Origin of the sequence: Oceanisphaera sediminis (assembly GCF_039539745.1) — a bacterium.
Lineage (GTDB): Bacteria > Pseudomonadota > Gammaproteobacteria > Enterobacterales > Aeromonadaceae > Oceanimonas > Oceanimonas sediminis.
This window is the reverse complement of record NZ_BAABDS010000038.1, coordinates 81,318-97,633: the sequence shown is the minus strand read 5'-3', so window position 1 is coordinate 97,633 and position 16,316 is coordinate 81,318. Positions and strand designations below refer to the sequence as shown.

Sequence of the window (16,316 nt, the reverse complement as noted above, 5' to 3'; positions counted from 1 at the left end):
ATTACTCTTCGAAGTAGGTGCCCCAGCCGTCGTACTCGATACCATATTTCCGGGCGATCGGCAGCAGTTGTTCAATCTGCGCCATGATGGCCTCTTCGGCCAGGGGCCCTTCCTTGATGGCATCAAAACACAAAATGGTCTGGCCCCGCTCCAGGGTCAGCTCTTCCGCATCGGTCACCTCGAATTCCGCCTTGAAACAGTCAACCGCGGCCTTTTCGAGCCGGTTGAAGTCCTGGCCGGAAAAGTGATGTTCTATGGTGTATTCCGCATCCGGGTTACTGCCATCTTCCAGCAGAGAGGTAATAATTTCACGGGTCTCTTCCCGCCAGTTTTGCTGTTCAGTCATGAGTGGCTCCTTGGCCGGATAACGGTATGGGTTCAGGGACGGCGGGCTTCGCTGTCCAGTTCGGCAATGCGCTCGGCAATCAACTGACGACTGTGCTTGAGCAGATCCCGAATCTGATTGGGTGCATAACCCTCAATCGAAATCGGCGGCATGATTTCGACGATCAGCTCACCGTTGTCCCAGCGGTTCAGATCCACCTGACCGAAATAACTGGAGCAGGCGATGGGCACTATGGGAACACCGGCCTGCAGGGCAATATGAAAGGCCCCGGTCTTGAACGGCAACAGCCCCTTGCCCTTGCTGCGAGTGCCTTCGGGAAACATCCAGATCGACATGTTGCGCTGGCGAATCTTGTCCACCACTTTGCCGATGGTGCTGGCAGCCTTGGCCTTGTTCTCGCGGTTGATCAGCAGGTTGCCACTCAGCCAGAACAATTGCCCGAACAGCGGTATCCAGAACAGACTGTTTTTGCCGATGGCCACGGTGCGCGGCATTACGGCACCGGGCAGGGCGATAATATCCCAGTTGCTCTGGTGGTTGGCGATATACACCGCCGAGTGCAAATCCTTGACATGCTCATAGCCCCGAAAAGTCACCTTGAGCCCCACCAGCGGGCAGGCCTTGTTGAACAGACGCCCCAGCAGATGGACGTTATTGGGGTGACGGGGGCGCAGCAGGCACATCAGGGTACCGAGTACAAAGACCATCACCATGGCCAGAGCCAGCAAGAACAGCCGCAACAGCTTTAACATGAACAAACCTCGCGTTTTGAGAGACGGCAGTATACTGAGCAGACCCACAAGGAACAAGGCCCGGTCGCTGATTGACAGCGGCCGGGCCCTGGGTGGTTGTGCTCGAAATGATTGAAGCTAAAACATCAGCACCTTGCCATTTTCATCGTACTCTTCACATCGATATCAACGCCGATAGCCAGGCGCATCCGACTCCAGCCTGAAGCCCTGTACCAGCTGTTGCAGCCCGGCGGCCAGTTCCGACAGCTCACGGCTGGCGCTGGCGGTCTGTTCGGCGCCGGCGGCGGTTTCACCGCCCATTTCGTGAATACCGGTGAGATTACGACTGATGTCTTCGGTGACTGTCGCCTGCTCTTCCACCGCGGTAGCAATCTGGGTGTTCATATCGTGAATGGTCTGTACCGCCGCGCTGATCAGCTCCAGCGCCTGTTCGGCTTCACGCGCCTGGGTCACGGTCAGCTCCGCCTGCTGGCGACCGCCGTTCATGGCGGCCATCGCCTGCTCCGCATCGGCCTGCAGCTTGGTAATGGTAGAAACAATCTCCTGGGAAGAATGCTGGGTCTGCTCCGCCAGGTTGCGCACCTCGGAGGCCACCACCGCAAAGCCCCGCCCCTGCTCGCCGGCCCGCGCCGCCTCGATGGCCGCGTTCAGCGCCAGCAGATTGGTTCTGTCGGCGATTTCCTGAATCACCTGCACCACCGAGCTTATCCGGGTGCTGCTGTCGGCCAGTGACTGCACCACCAGGCCGGTAGAGGCCACATCATCCGCCAGTCGCGTAATGGAAGAGACCGTCTGCTGTACCACCTTCTTGCCCTGCTCCGCCGCCTCGTTGGCAGAGCGGGCAGACGCGGCCGCCAGGCTGGTATTCTGGGATACTTCCTGCACCGTGGCCGACATCTCGTTGATGGCGGCCGCCACCTGATCGGTATCCTGCTGCTGGCGACTCAGGTTGGCACTGGTCTGCAGCGATACCGCCGAGGTTTCTTCCGCCGCCGCCGACAGACTGGTGCTGGACTGATGAATATGGCCGATAAGCTCACGCAGCTTGTCGGTCATGTGATGCAACTTGCCATAGACCCCCTGAGTGCCGGAACCAAACTGCAGGCTCAGATCACCATCGGCAATGCGGGATGCAACTCGCTCCATCTCACTCGGCTCGGCACCCAGCGGCTGCAGCACCATGCGTTTGAGCGCCCAGCCCAGCAGCAGGCTGAGGCCAACCAGCAGCAGCACCAGCGACACCATCAGCACCACCATCTGCTGGTTTTGTTGTTCTTCCGCTTGCAGTTGCTCTGACTGACGGGCAAGTAACAGAGAAACGAAGTTATCCACCGAGTTGCTCAGCGTCTTTCGCGCATTGTCGTACTCACGACCCATCACTCGATTCTGGGCTTCGTCCAGTCTTCCCTGCCCCACCAGATCAAGCGCCTCCTGTTCCAGCCTACTCATGATCAGGGTCTCCTGACGCCCCTGCTCCAGCAGTGTCATTTCTTTCGGCAACAGCTGCATTTCCGCAATCATGTCTTCGTTGGAGATATTGCGGCCATTGGCTCTGGGAGCCTTGCCCTGAGTGATGTCCATCACTTTATGGTAGGCATCCAGTTTTTCGCGATTACCGGTTACCACATAATTACGAATATGGGTCGACAACTCGGTCGAATACATGCGCAGCATATTGGCAGAATTGAAATAATTGTAGCGAGCTTCATGAGCCCGGCTCAGTCCCTGCTGCGACTGCAGCAGCAAATAGAGAGCACCTCCCAGCGTCAGTGCCAGTGCCAGCACCACCAGAAACACCAGGCGAATTACCGCCTTCAGGGTCAAATTCTTATGCATAAAAGCACTCCAGTCGCCAAAAAAACGCCTTAAAAAAACAATAATATTGTAAACGACATTTGATACATAAAACTCAATTAAATGGATACAATTTTAAAAACCGTCAAATGCGAAGACTCGTATAGAATAAAACCGGCACTTCCCCATAAAAAAAACCGCCCCGATAGGGCGGTTTTTACGTCAGGCGAGAATTCGTTTAACTCAACTTGCCATGGCACTGCTTGTACTTTTTGCCCGAACCACAGGGACAAGGATCGTTACGCCCCACCTTCTGGCCTTCGCGCACGAAGGGGGCGGCATCGCCGGTCGCCGCCGCCGCGCCTTCTTCTTCCAGCAGGCTGTCCGCCACCGCATGGCTGTAGCTCTGGGGCAGACTTTCTGCCGCTTCACGCCGTTTTTCTTCCGCCGCTTCCACTTCTTCCTGGCTCTGTACCCGTACCCGGCTCAGTATGCTGACCACTTCCCGCTTGAGGTTGTCCAGCAGCTGGGTAAACAGCTCGTAAGACTCGCGCTTGTACTCTTGCTTGGGGTTTTTCTGGGCATAACCGCGTAGATGAATGCCCTGACGCAGATGATCCATGGCCGCCAGATGCTCTTTCCACAGGGTATCCAGCGTCTGCAGCATCACCGAGGTCTCGAACTGGCGCAGCACCTCGGGGCCGACCACCGCTTCTTTCTCGGCATAGGCCTTGGCGGCGGCTTCCAGTATCTGCTCGCGCAGCTGTTCGTCGTGCAGTTTTTCGTTCTCTTTCAGCCAGGCGCCGACCGGCACTTCCAGACCAAAGTCGGCCTGCAACCGTTGCTCCAGCCCGGGCACATCCCACATCTCTTCCAGCGACTGGGGCGGAATGTACTCGTCGATAATGCCGTTCAGCACATCTTCGCGGATCACCGTGATGGTGTCGCTGATATCGCCGGAGTCGAGCAGCTCGTTGCGCTGCTCGTATACCACCTTGCGCTGATCGTTGGCGACGTCATCGAATTCCAGCAGGTTCTTACGAATATCGAAGTTGCGGGTTTCCACCTTGCGCTGGGCGTTTTCAATGGCCCGGCTCACCCAGGGATGCTCGATGGCCTCGCCTTCTTCCATGCCCAGCTTCTTCATCATGCCGGTGACCCGATCCGAGGCGAAAATACGCATCAGCGCATCTTCCATCGACAGATAGAAACGGCTGGAGCCCGGATCGCCCTGACGACCGGAGCGGCCGCGCAGCTGGTTATCGATGCGGCGGGATTCATGGCGTTCGGTACCGATGATATGCAGACCACCGGCGGCAATCACCTCGTCGTGACGCAGCTTCCACGCGGCCTTGATGGCGGCAACCTGCTCCGCATTCGGGTTGTCCAGCGCTTCGATTTCGGCCTGCCAGTTGCCACCAAGCACGATGTCGGTGCCGCGACCGGCCATGTTGGTGGCAATGGTTATCACGCCGGACTGACCCGCCTGGGCGATGATTTCCGCCTCGCTGGCGTGGAACTTGGCGTTCAGCACCCGATGCGCAATGCCTTCTTTGTCCAGGATACCCGACAGCAACTCGGAGTTTTCGATGGAGACGGTGCCGACCAGTACCGGCTGGCCCCGCTCCACGCAATCCTTGATATCCGCCACTATGGCCTGGTATTTCTCGGCGGCGGTCAGGTAGACCAGATCGCCCATGTCCTTGCGCACCATCGGCTTGTTGGTGGGGATCACTACCGTATCCAGGCCGTAGATATGCTGGAATTCGAAGGCTTCGGTATCGGCGGTGCCGGTCATGCCCGCCAGCTTGTCGTACAGGCGGAAGAAGTTCTGGAAAGTAATGGAAGCCAGGGTCTGGTTTTCGTTCTGGATTTTTGCCCCTTCCTTGGCCTCCACCGCCTGATGCAGGCCTTCGGACCAGCGACGACCCGGCATGGTACGGCCGGTGTGCTCGTCGACGATGATCACCTCGTTGTCCTGCACTATGTAGTCGACATTGCGCTCGAACAGGGTATGCGCCCGCAGGCCGGCGTTGACGTGCGCCAGCAGGGTGATATTGCCGGCCGAGAACAGCGAGTCTTCCTGTTGCAACAGCCCCATGCGCTTCAGCTCTTCTTCCACGAAGATCTGGCCGTTTTCGGTCAGCAGCGCCTGCTTGTTTTTCTCATCTACCGTGTAGTGGCCGTCACCGGTGTACTCTTCGGTGTCTTCCTGGTCCTGCTTGACCAGCTTGGGGATCAGGGTATTGATGCGGGTGTAGAGCTCGGAGCTGTCTTCTGCCGGACCCGAGATAATCAGCGGAGTACGGGCTTCATCGATCAGCACCGAATCCACTTCATCCACCAGCGCATAGTACAGCGGCCGCTGTACCCGCTGCTGGGGCGAGAACGCCATGTTGTCGCGCAGATAGTCGAAACCGAATTCGTTGTTGGTGCCGTAGGTGATATCGGCGGCATAGGCTGCGTGCTTTTGTGCCGAATCCATGCCCGGCAGGTTGCAGTCGACGGTCAGCCCCAGAAACTCGAACAGGGGCCGGTTGGCTTCCGCATCACGACGGGCCAGATAATCATTCACCGTCACCACGTGCACGCCGCGTCCGGTCAGGGCATTCAGGTACACCGGCAGGGTACCGGTCAGGGTCTTGCCCTCACCGGTTTTCATTTCGGCGATCTGATTGTTGTGCAACACCATGCCGCCAATCAGCTGCACGTCGAAGTGACGCATCTCGAATACCCGGCGGGAGGCTTCGCGTACCGTGGCGAAGGCTTCCGGCAACAGCTGATCCAGAGTTTCGCCCTGCTCCAGCCGACTGCGAAACTCGACGGTCTTGGCCTGCAGTTCGGCATCGGACAGCGCCTCGAACTTCGGCTCCATCGCATTGATTTCATTTACAACTTTACGTAGCCGCTTGAGCGTTCTGTCGTTACGGCTACCGATTATCATGGTAAAAAGTTTAGTAATCATGTTTGGCCAATAATGATGATGAAAAAATAAAGCCCCGTATGGGGCCAAACTCTTGGTCAGGCAAACAGGCGCCGTATGCCCGGAGTCAGGATAATGAAACAGATATGGAGATTAAGCAGCAAAGATTCAAGGACTGCAAGCACTGCAGACGTCCTGCGTGGCAACAGAATACCGGTATCCGGAGCCAGGGTGGCCACTGCCGGCCATGATGAACAACCTGATACAACAACGGGAATACAGAAAAACAGGCGTAAATAAAACACGCCGGCGCGGAGAGGATACCGGCGTGTTTTCAATGGGTTCAGGCGGGGCTGAACGCGGTATCGTAGTAACGAATCGGCGACTCGGCACCCTGTTCACCGAAGGTAACGATTTCCCAGGCTTCGGTATTGGCCAGCATGGCGCGCAGCAGGGTGTTGTTCAGGGCATGACCGGTTTTATAGGCACAAAACTCGCCCAGAATGCTGTGGTTGCACATGTAGAGATCACCGATGGCATCCAGCATCTTGTGCTTGACGAACTCGTTGGGGTAACGCAGCCCGTCGTCGTTCAGTACCTTGTAGTCATCCAGTACCACGGCGTTTTCCAGGCTGCCGCCCAGTGCCAGATTCTGGGAATGCAGATATTCGATATCGCGCATAAACCCGAAGGTCCTGGCCCGGCTCAGCTCCTTGACGAAGGCGGCACCGGAAAAGTCCAGCACCAGATGCTGACTCTGGCCTTCAAACACCGGGTGTTTGAAGTCGATGGTCAGATCCATCTTGAAGCCACCGCGATAAGGCCGGAATTCCGCCCATTTGTCGCCGTCTTCTACCCGTACCGGCTGTTTGATGCGAATGAAGCGCTTGAGTGCGTTCAGCTCGCGAATGCCACCGGATTGCAGTAGATAGATAAAGGGGTGTGAACTGCCGTCCATTACCGGCACCTCGGGAGCATCGACCTCGATAACGAGGTTATCGATGCCCAACCCCGCCAACGCGGCGGACAGGTGCTCTATGGTCGACACCCGCACGCCCTGCTCGTTGACCAGCGCAGTGCAGAGCATGGTGTCCTTGACCAGGGCGGCATCGGCCCGAATATCGACCTGCGGGTCCAGATCGGTACGACGAAACACAATACCTGTGTTAGCCGGCGCCGGTACAAATGTCATTTGCACCTTGTGGCCGGAGTGCAGGCCGATTCCGGTGGCCTGTACTGTATTTTTCAACGTTCGCTGTCTAATCATAAGGTTACCCGCAAGTAAAAAGGCCCGATTCGAACCGAATTCAAATGGTCCGATATGTTAGCACAATAATCCACCGTCGCCAATTGAGAGCCTTTCTCAGTCTGCCTGCTTACGCAAAAATGCCGGAATATCCAGGTAATCCATATCGGACTTGGCCTGGGTGGCGTCACCATTGACTGCCAGCTTGCCGGGCTGCTCTTCGCGCTGGGTTTCCACCTGACGCATGCCGTTGTCGTCCCGGTTGCTGGAGCCGGACTTGACCAGGGTGATGTCCGGCTTGCGCTCGGCACCGATACCGGTGGCCACCACGGTCACCCGCAGTTCGTCGCTGATGTCCGGATCCAGTACCGTACCCACCACCACGGTGGCGTTTTCGGAAGCGAAGGCCTTGACCGCATTACCCACGGTTTCAAACTCTTCGATGGTCATGTCCAGACCGGCGGTGATGTTGACCAGGATGCCGCGGGCACCGGCCAGATCCACGTCTTCCAGCAGCGGGCTGGAAATCGCTTTTTCGGCTGCTTCTTCGGCTCTGTCTTCACCGGTGGCGTGGCCGGTCCCCATCATGGCGGTGCCCATTTCACGCATCACGGTACGCACATCGGCGAAATCGACGTTGATCAGACCCGGACGGGTGATCAGCTCGGCGATACCCTGTACCGCACCCAGCAGCACGTCGTTGGCGGCCTTGAAGGCGTCGAGCAGGGAAATACCCCGGCCCAGCACTTTCAACAACTTGTCGTTGGGAATGGTGATCAGGGAGTCGACGTGCTTGGCCAGCTCGTTGATGCCCTGCTGGGCGTAGTTCATCCGCTTCTTGCCTTCGAAGGCAAACGGCTTGGTGACCACGGCCACGGTCAGAATACCCAGCTCCTTGGCCACTTCCGCAACCACGGGAGCCGCACCGGTACCGGTGCCGCCGCCCATGCCGGCCGCGATAAACACCATGTCGGCACCATCCAGCAGGTCACGGATCGCGTCTCTGTCTTCCAGCGCCGCGTCGCGGCCTACTTCCGGGTTGGCGCCGGCGCCCAGTCCCTTGGTGATATCGCCACCCACCTGCAGGGTACGGGAAGCACTGGAGTTGCGCAGCGCCTGGGCATCGGTATTGATGGCCAGAAACTCGACCCCTTCCAGGTTTTCACGCACCATGTGCTCGACGGCATTACCGCCGCCGCCGCCAACACCCACCACTTTAATGACGGCTTCCTGCTCGTGATCATTCATCAATTCAAATATATTACTCATAAGAGTCTCTCCACTTTGCTCTTGGTTATGGGTGCCAAGCTTAAAATTCGCCACGCAACCAGTTACCGATCCGTTTCAGCAGTCCGGTGACACTGGATTTGTTGTTATAGTCCTGTTGAGGCATCGATTGATGCTCCTTGCCGTAATGCAACAAGCCGACGGCGGTGGAGTACACCGGTGTTTCAACGTAATCCGACAAACCTTTTACTCCGTCCGGCTGGCCGATACGCACCTGACACTGGAAAATCTGTTCGGCACATTCCACCAGGCCTTCTATCTGCGCGGCACCGCCGGTCAGTACCAGACCCGCCGCCAGCTGATGCTTGACCCCGGCTTTCTTCAGTTCGCCCTGAACCTTGCTCAGCTCCTGATTGATCATGCCAAGCAGCTCGCTGTAGCGCGGCTCTATTACCTCGGCCAGGGTCTGACGCTGCAAACTGCGCGCCGGACGCCCCCCCACGCTGGGCACTTCTATGGTGTCTTCCTTGCTGACCAGCCGGCTGAAGGCGCCACCGTGACGCACCTTGATCGCTTCCGCATCGAGCGGAGGCGTGCCAAAAGCATAGGCGATGTCGCTGGTGACCGTGCTGCCCGCATAGGGAATCACCTTGGTATGACGCAGGGCGCCACCGGTAAACACCGCCATGTCCATGGTGCCACCGCCGATATCCACGACGCAGACACCCAGTTCTTTCTCATCATCGGTCAACACCGCATAACTCGATGCCAGAGCGCTGAAAATCAACTGATCGACCCGTAATCCCAGACGTTCAACGCATTTTTCGATGTTGCGTGCCATGTCGTTGTGGCAGGTGATCAGGTGTACCTTGGCGTGCATGCGCACCCCGGACAGCCCGATGGGATTCTTGATCCCCTCCTGAAAGTCGATGGAGTATTCCTGCGGCAACACATGCAGCACCCGGTGCTCATCGGACAGTCGTACCGACTTGGCGGTATGGATCACGCTGTCCACGTCTTCCTGGCTGACTTCCTCGTCCGAAATCGGCACCATGCCGGTTTCGTTGCGGCATTCGATATGCTTGCCCGACAAGCCCAGGTAGACGGAGGTGATCTGGCAATCCGCCATCATCTCGGCTTCGTCCACCGCCCGCTTCAGCGACTTGACCACCGACTCGAGGTCGTTGACGCCGCCCTTGTCCATTCCCTTCGAGGAATGGCTGCCAAGCCCGATGATATTCAGATCGCCATCCGGTAACACTTCCCCTACCAGGGCCGTGACCTTAGCCGTGCCGATATCAAGCCCGACGATCAGATTTCGTTCCGCGCTTTTTGTCATTATCTGTCTCTTCGTCCTGCTTCCATCCCACTGCCAGCCCGGTATCGTAGCGCAAATCGAGATAAGCCACTCGCTCCCGCTCCGCAATGCCCGGATAGACATCAATAAATCGTTGCAGGCGCGCCTCAAGATCCTCGCGCCCCAGCAACAGCGTAACCCCGTCCGACAGGGTCAGTTCCCAGGAACGTCGAGGGGTCAGATGAACCCGCTCTATTCGATAGCCCCTGGGCTGTAACAATGTTCGTACACTGCGATACTCTTCCAGTACCCGCTTCGACTCTTCATCCGGCCCCGACAGCGAGACCAGTTCGGGGTCGTCGTGACGAACCCGGAAAATCTCGCCATGGGTGTTCACCATGGCGTCCTGATTCCAGCGCGCCGCCACCGGTTGCTCCACGATGTAAACCCGCAGAATATCGGGCCATTGCTTGCGCACCGACGCCTGATAGACCCAGGGCAACGACTGCAGTTGCCGCTGCACCCGGTCCACCTCCAGGGTGAAGAAGTTGCCGACTTCCGGCAACGCCAGCACCGACTCTCGCACCTGGTCCCGGCTGAGGTAATGATGTTCGCCCTGAATCATCAGGCTGTTGACCGGTACCTGATTGGCCGTCGTCATCCATATCATCAACGACCACAGCCCCCACAGCAGCGCCGACAACACCACCAAAAAAAAGCTCAGTCCGCCGATAAAGGCCAGCCGGGTACGGATCGCGACGGCGCTCATATCAACGCGCCATCTCCAGTACCGCGACCACCAATTCATCAAATGACAGGCCGGCGACCCGTGCCGACTTGGGCACCAGACTGGTTTCGGTCATGCCCGGCACCGTATTCACCTCCAGCAGCCACCAGCGGCCCTGACGATCCAGCATCAGATCGACCCGGCCCCAGCCGGTGGCGGCCACCGCCTTGAAGGCGGCCAGGCTCAAGGCACCCAGCGCCTGCTCATCGGCCTCATTCAGGCCACATGGGCACAGGTATTCGGTATCGCCGGACTGATACTTGGCCGAATAGTCATAAAAATCATGGGTCGTACGCAAGCGGATCGCCGGCAACGCCTGCTCCCCCAGGATGCTGACCGTATATTCGTCACCTTCGATGAAGCGCTCGATCAGCACCTCGTCGTCGAAGGTGAACGCCTCAACCACTGCCCGGGCCAGGGTCTCGGCATCGGCCGCCTTGGTCATGCCGATGCTGGAACCTTCGTGCGAGGGTTTGACGAACACCGGGCCGTCAAACTGTGCCAGCAGCGCCGCCGCATCCTCGGCCTTGAAACTGCTTTTATGCACGACTCGAAAATCGGCGGTGGGCAGATCCATCGCCTGCCACACCTGCTTGGTGCGAACCTTGTCCATCGCCAGTGCCGCGCCCAGCACGCGGGAGCCGGTATAGGGCAGCCCCAGGTGTTCCAGCGCGCCCTGCAGGGTACCGTCTTCACCACCACGGCCGTGAACCACGATAAAGGCCCGCTCGAAGGCGTCTTCCTTCAGCCGCGCCAGGGGATAATCGCGGGTATCTATGCCGTGGGCGTCCACCCCGGCCCGCTGCAGGCCGGCCAGAACCGCCGCACCGGAACGCAGCGACACTTCCCGCTCGGCGGAGTGACCGCCGAACAATACCGCGACTTTACCGAACTGTGTCATGCCTGCTCTCCCTGTTGCTTCATCGCTTCAATCGATAGCTGTAGCTGACCCAGCTTGCGGGCCAGCCCCCCCACGTTGCCGGCGCCCTGGGTCAGGACCAGATCGCCATCCTGCAGCAGCTCGGCCAATACCAGCGGCACCTCGTCGGGCGTGGCCACATAAATAGGCTCCATATGACCTCGACTGCGAATGGAGCGGCACAGAGCGCGACTGTCGGCACCGGGGATGGCTGCTTCGCCGGCACTGTACACTTCCAGCAGGATCAGTACATCGGTTTTCGACAGCACGTCGACAAAATCTTCATACAGATCCCGGGTGCGGCTGTAACGATGCGGCTGATAGATGGTCACCAGGCGACGTTCGGGCCAGCCGGCGCGTACCGCATTCAGGGTGGCACGCACTTCACTCGGGTGGTGGCCGTAGTCATCCACCAGCTTGGCCAGGCCGCGACCGGTCTCGAATTCGCCATATTGCTGAAAACGACGGCCGACACCCTCGAATTTCATCAGCGCCGTCCGTATGGCGTCGTCGGCCACGCCGTCTTCACAGGCCACGGCAATGGCGGCGGCGGCATTCTGGGCATTATGCCGACCGGGCAGATTGAGCTGCACGTCCAGGCAGCTGCCGTCGGGACGGCACACCTTGAAGTGGCTGTGGTCCCGCTGCTGGCTGAATGCCTCGATCCGGTAGTCCGCATCTTCGGCAAAACCGTAGGTAACAAACTGGCGCCCGATACGCGGTATCAGCTCGCGCACCACCTCGTCGTCGACACAGAGCACCGCCAGGCCATAAAACGGCAAATTGTGCAGAAAATCGACGAAGGTGCCTTCCAGCTTGCTGAAATCGCCGCCGTAGGTGTCCATGTGATCCGCTTCGATATTGGTGACAATGGACACCATCGGCTGCAGGTGCAGGAAGGAGGCGTCGCTTTCGTCGGCCTCGGCGATCAGATAACGGCTGGATCCCAGGCGGGCATTGCAGCCGGCACCGTTGAGCAGGCCACCGATAACAAAGGTCGGATCCATGCCCGCTTCACCATAGATGCTGGCGACCAGGCTGGTGGTCGTGGTCTTGCCGTGAGTACCGGCCACCGCCACCCCGTGGCGAAAACGCATCAATTCGGCCAGCATTTCGGCCCGGCGCACCACCGGAATACGCAGCTCGCGGGCCGCCACCAGCTCGGGGTTATCGGCCTTGATGGCGGTAGACACCACCACCACACTGACGTCGGCAACCTGTTCCGGCGCATGGCCCAGGTAAATGGTGGCGCCCATCGCCGCCAGCCGGTCGGTGACCGGGTTATAGGCGATATCGGAGCCGGAAATGGCATAGCCCTCGTTGGCCAGCACCTCGGCAATACCGCCCATACCGGCACCACCGATGCCGATAAAGTGGATGCGTCGTACCCGTCTCATCTCGGGTACCATGCTTCTGAGTTTTGCCAGTTCAACCTTGGTCATGCCATTCTCTCGTTTTATTTCGCCACGGCGCAGAGGCACTCGGCCACCCGCTCTGCAGCATCGGTAATCGCCAGCGACCGGGCCCGGCTGGCCATGGCCAGCAATTGCGCCCGGTTGTCGCCAAGTTGTTTCAATTGCGCCGCCAACCCCTGAGGCGTCAGTTCGGACTGGGGCAGCAACACCGCCGCACCGCTGTCGGACAGGGTGCGGGCATTTTTGGTCTGGTGGTCATCCACCGCATGGGGCAGCGGCACAAACAGCGCACCCACACCGGCGGCGGCCACTTCGGACACCGTCAGCGCGCCGGCGCGACAGACCACCAGATCCGCCGCGCCGTAGGCCGCCGCCATGTCGTCGATAAAATCGCTCACCTCGGCCTCGATACCCAGCGCAAGATAGGCCTGGCGCACCGCCTCGGCGTTGCCCTTGCCGGTTTGATGGCGCACCGCTATGTTGTTGCCTGCGTTGCCGGCCAGCGCCACCGCCTCGGGCACGGTTTGGTTCAGTATTCTGGCGCCCAGGCTGCCGCCCACCACCAGCAGCCGCAGCGGCTGAGGCTCGGTCGCAATGCGCTCGGCAGGCATCGGCAGCGCCAGCACGTCGGCCCGCACCGGGTTGCCCACCACGGCGGTGTTCTCACCCTCGGCAAAGGCACCGGGAAAGGCCATCAACACTCTGCTGGCGATGCGGGCCAGCAGTCGGTTGGTCATGCCGGCGGCGGCATTTTGCTCGTGCAGTACCAGCGGAATGCCCGCCAATCTGGCCGCCACGCCACCGGGGCCGGCGGCAAAGCCGCCCATGCCCAGTACCACCTGCGGCTGCACCTGACGCAACACCCGCCGCGCCTGCCATACCGCCTTCAGGATCTGAACCGGTGCCAGCAGCTTTCGTTTGAGGCCGTTACCGCGCACACCGGCGATATTGATGGTATGCAGCGGGTAGCCGTGCTTCGGTACCAACTGCGCTTCCATTCGCTCGGCGGTGCCCAGCCAGTGAATATTCCAGCCCTGCTCCCGCAGCCGGTCCGCTACCGCCAGACCGGGAAAAACATGGCCCCCGGTGCCACCGGCCATTACCAGCAGGGTTTTGGACTCGCTCATGTTACCTCCCGCTGTCGTGCCTGCATATGGTCCCGCCGCCACTCGAAGTCGATGCGCACCAGAATGCACACGGCGGTGGTGATCACCAGCAAACTGGAACCGCCGTAGCTGACCAGCGGCAGGGTCAGGCCCTTGGTGGGCAACATGCCCGAGGCCGCGCCCACGTTGACCACCGTTTGAAAGCTGAACCAGATGCCGATCCCCATGGCCAGATAACCTTCATACTGACGACCGCCCAGCAACACCTTCTGGCCGATATGCAGCGCCTTGAACGCCAGCCAGGCCTGCAGCAGCAGTACCAGCAGCACGCCGGTAAAGCCCAGCTCTTCGCCCAGAATGGCGAACACGAAGTCGGTATGGGCCTCGGGCAGGTATTCCAGCTTCTGAATGGAATTGCCCAGCCCCTCGCCAAACCAGCCGCCCCGGCCGAAGGCCATCAGCGACTGGGTCAGTTGATAGCCGCTGCCGAACGGATCTTCCCAGGGATTGAGAAAGGAGGTCACCCGCCGAACACGGTAGGGGGCGCTGATGATCAGAAATACCAGCAGGCCGGCTCCCAGCGCAACCAGACTCAAAAACTGGCTGAGCCGGGCGCCGGCCAGAAACAACATGCCCAGGGTGGTGACAAACAAGACCACCACAGATCCCAGATCCGGCTGTTTCAGCAACAACAGCGACATCAGGCCCATCACCGCCAGCGGCTTGAGAAAGCCCTTCCACTGACCGCGCACCTCGTCCTGACGGCGCACCAGATAACCGGCCAGAAAGGTAAACAGGGCCAGCTTGGCGATTTCCGCCGGCTGCACGTTCAGCGGCCCCAGTGGCAACCAGCGCTGACTGCCGTTGATTTCACGTCCCACTACCAGCACCACCACCAGCAGCACGATCGCCAGTACCAGAAAACCGGTGTTGAATTGCTGCCAGCGCGCCATGGGCACCTGCAGCATCAGGCTGGCCAGCATCAGGCAAATCAGTAGAAAAGCGCCGTGGCGCTTGACGAAATAGAAGGGATCATCGCCCAGATTGATGCCCTCGGCAATGGAGGCCGACGACACCATCACCAGGCCGATGGCCATCAGCGACAGCGACAATATCACCAGTTGCCGATCGTAGATCAGCCCCTGAGAGGGCCGTAGCAACCAGCCGCTGCCAAAAGAAGGCCACCACTTCATAGCGCCTCCACCAGGGCGATAAAATGCTCGCCCCGCTTCTGATAGCTGGGATACATGTCCAGGCTGGCACAGGCCGGGGCCAGCAATACCCAGTCACCCGGTTGAGTCTGCTCACTGCACCAGGTCACCGCCTCGTCCAGCGTCGCCACCTCATGGGTGTTGTCTGCCAACGCAAGCAACTGCTTGCTGTCCTGACCGAAGCAGACCATGCCGGCCACGGTACCGTTCAGCAAGGGTACCAGGGGGCCGAAGTCCTGCCCCTTGCCCTGGCCGCCGGCAATCAGCCACAGCCGCCCGGTCACCGCCTCGCCAATACCGGCAATGGCCGCCAGGGTGGCGCCGACATTGGTGGCCTTGGTGTCGTTAACCCAACGCACACCGTTTTTCTCGGCCACAAACTGGCAACGGTGCGCCAGACCAGCGAAGCGACGCAACACCCTGAGCTGAGCGTCCGGGGCAATGCCTGCCTTGTCCGCCAGCGCCATCGCCGCCAGGGCGTTGAGCTGATTATGCGCGCCGAGTATCTTCAGTGCCGATACCGGCAACACCGGCTCGCCAAAGCGACTGAGCCAGAGCTCGCCGCCATGCTCCATGCGGCCATACTCGAACGAGTCTAGACCGAAACTGACCGCGGCCTGTTCCTGCTGCGGCCGGGTCTCGCCGTCTTCCCGGTTGTATACCGCAAGCGCGGCACCGTCATAGATTCCCAGCTTGGTATCCCGGTAATGGGCCAGCGAGTCGTAGCGATCCAGATGATCTTCGCTGATGTTGAGCACGGTGGCAGCAACCGCCCGCAGGCCGGGCGTGGTTTCCAGCTGAAAGCTCGACAGCTCCAGTACCGCCAGCTCCAGCGGCGGTTCCGCCTCCTGCGGCAACAGGTCCAGCGCCGGAGTGCCGATATTGCCGCCCACGCCAACCGTCATGCCCGCCTGTGCCGCCATCTCGCCCACCAGGGTGGTGACGGTGCTCTTGCCGTTGGAGCCGGTAATGGCGACGATGGGTGCGCTGCACTCGCGCACGAACAGCTCGACATCGCCGATAACCTCGATGCCGGCGGCCAGCGCCTGCTGCAATTCGGGGGTGGCCAGCGCCACGCCGGGGCTGGCGATAATCAGCTCGGCCGCCAGTATCGGCGCCAAGGCAAGGCCACCGAAATGACGCTCAATCTGCGCGGGCAACCGCTCTGCGCCCGGCGGGCGGGCTCGGGTATCCATCACCACGGGGCTGACGCCTCGTTGCAGGCAGTAACGCAGACAGGAAAGTCCGGTCTGCCCCAGGCCAATAATCAGGATACGCTCGGGTAACATCGAC

The 16,316-nt window shown here is 59.9% G+C and carries 13 protein-coding genes; all 13 read right to left on the bottom strand.

From position 1 onward, the window contains the following. Position 1: 1 nt before the first annotated feature. Positions 2–346 (bottom strand): ribonuclease E inhibitor RraB, encoded by a 345-nt coding sequence (gene rraB, locus ABD827_RS12935; protein ID WP_298721147.1) that lies wholly within the window; start codon positions 344–346, stop codon positions 2–4. A 32-nt stretch (positions 347–378) separates the two neighbouring features. After that, on the bottom strand, positions 379–1,098 hold the full coding sequence (locus ABD827_RS12930; RefSeq protein ID WP_298721144.1) for a 1-acylglycerol-3-phosphate O-acyltransferase: 720 nt from the start codon (positions 1,096–1,098) through the stop codon (positions 379–381). A gap of 165 nt (positions 1,099–1,263) precedes the next feature. After that, the gene (locus tag ABD827_RS12925; protein ID WP_344965146.1) at positions 1,264–2,934 is read right to left on the bottom strand and encodes a methyl-accepting chemotaxis protein; all 1,671 of its coding nucleotides are present in this window, start codon (positions 2,932–2,934) and stop codon (positions 1,264–1,266) included. A 196-nt stretch (positions 2,935–3,130) separates the two neighbouring features. Beyond that, positions 3,131–5,857, bottom strand: a complete 2,727-nt coding sequence (gene secA / locus ABD827_RS12920; protein ID WP_344965144.1) for a preprotein translocase subunit SecA — start codon at positions 5,855–5,857, stop codon at positions 3,131–3,133. A 301-nt stretch (positions 5,858–6,158) separates the two neighbouring features. After that, on the bottom strand, positions 6,159–7,082 hold the full coding sequence (gene lpxC / locus ABD827_RS12915; protein ID WP_298721130.1) for a UDP-3-O-acyl-N-acetylglucosamine deacetylase: 924 nt from the start codon (positions 7,080–7,082) through the stop codon (positions 6,159–6,161). Between the two features lie 96 nt (positions 7,083–7,178). Next, on the bottom strand, positions 7,179–8,330 hold the full coding sequence (gene ftsZ, locus ABD827_RS12910) for a cell division protein FtsZ (protein ID WP_425568000.1): 1,152 nt from the start codon (positions 8,328–8,330) through the stop codon (positions 7,179–7,181). A 40-nt stretch (positions 8,331–8,370) separates the two neighbouring features. After that, the gene (gene ftsA / locus ABD827_RS12905) at positions 8,371–9,627 is read right to left on the bottom strand and encodes a cell division protein FtsA (protein WP_298721127.1); all 1,257 of its coding nucleotides are present in this window, start codon (positions 9,625–9,627) and stop codon (positions 8,371–8,373) included. Continuing rightward, positions 9,587–10,354, bottom strand: coding sequence for a cell division protein FtsQ/DivIB (locus tag ABD827_RS12900; protein ID WP_298721125.1), 768 nt, complete (start codon positions 10,352–10,354; stop codon positions 9,587–9,589). The genes ftsA and ABD827_RS12900 overlap by 41 nt, the downstream gene beginning before the upstream one ends. Position 10,355: 1 nt before the next feature. Beyond that, on the bottom strand, positions 10,356–11,273 hold the full coding sequence (locus ABD827_RS12895) for a D-alanine--D-alanine ligase (protein WP_344965143.1): 918 nt from the start codon (positions 11,271–11,273) through the stop codon (positions 10,356–10,358). Continuing rightward, the gene (gene murC, locus ABD827_RS12890) at positions 11,270–12,733 is read right to left on the bottom strand and encodes a UDP-N-acetylmuramate--L-alanine ligase (protein ID WP_344965142.1); all 1,464 of its coding nucleotides are present in this window, start codon (positions 12,731–12,733) and stop codon (positions 11,270–11,272) included. Before murC ends, ABD827_RS12895 begins: the two co-directional genes overlap by 4 nt. Before the next feature lie 14 nt (positions 12,734–12,747). Beyond that, a complete protein-coding gene (murG, locus tag ABD827_RS12885) occupies positions 12,748–13,833 on the bottom strand; it encodes an undecaprenyldiphospho-muramoylpentapeptide beta-N-acetylglucosaminyltransferase (protein ID WP_344965141.1) in 1,086 nt (361 codons plus the stop codon). Continuing rightward, complete coding sequence (gene ftsW, locus ABD827_RS12880) at positions 13,830–15,005, bottom strand: cell division protein FtsW (RefSeq protein WP_344965140.1); 1,176 nt, start codon at positions 15,003–15,005, stop codon at positions 13,830–13,832. The genes murG and ftsW overlap by 4 nt, the downstream gene beginning before the upstream one ends. Further along, positions 15,002–16,312, bottom strand: a complete 1,311-nt coding sequence (gene murD, locus ABD827_RS12875) for a UDP-N-acetylmuramoyl-L-alanine--D-glutamate ligase (protein WP_344965139.1) — start codon at positions 16,310–16,312, stop codon at positions 15,002–15,004. Before murD ends, ftsW begins: the two co-directional genes overlap by 4 nt. Positions 16,313–16,316: the final 4 nt, after the last annotated feature.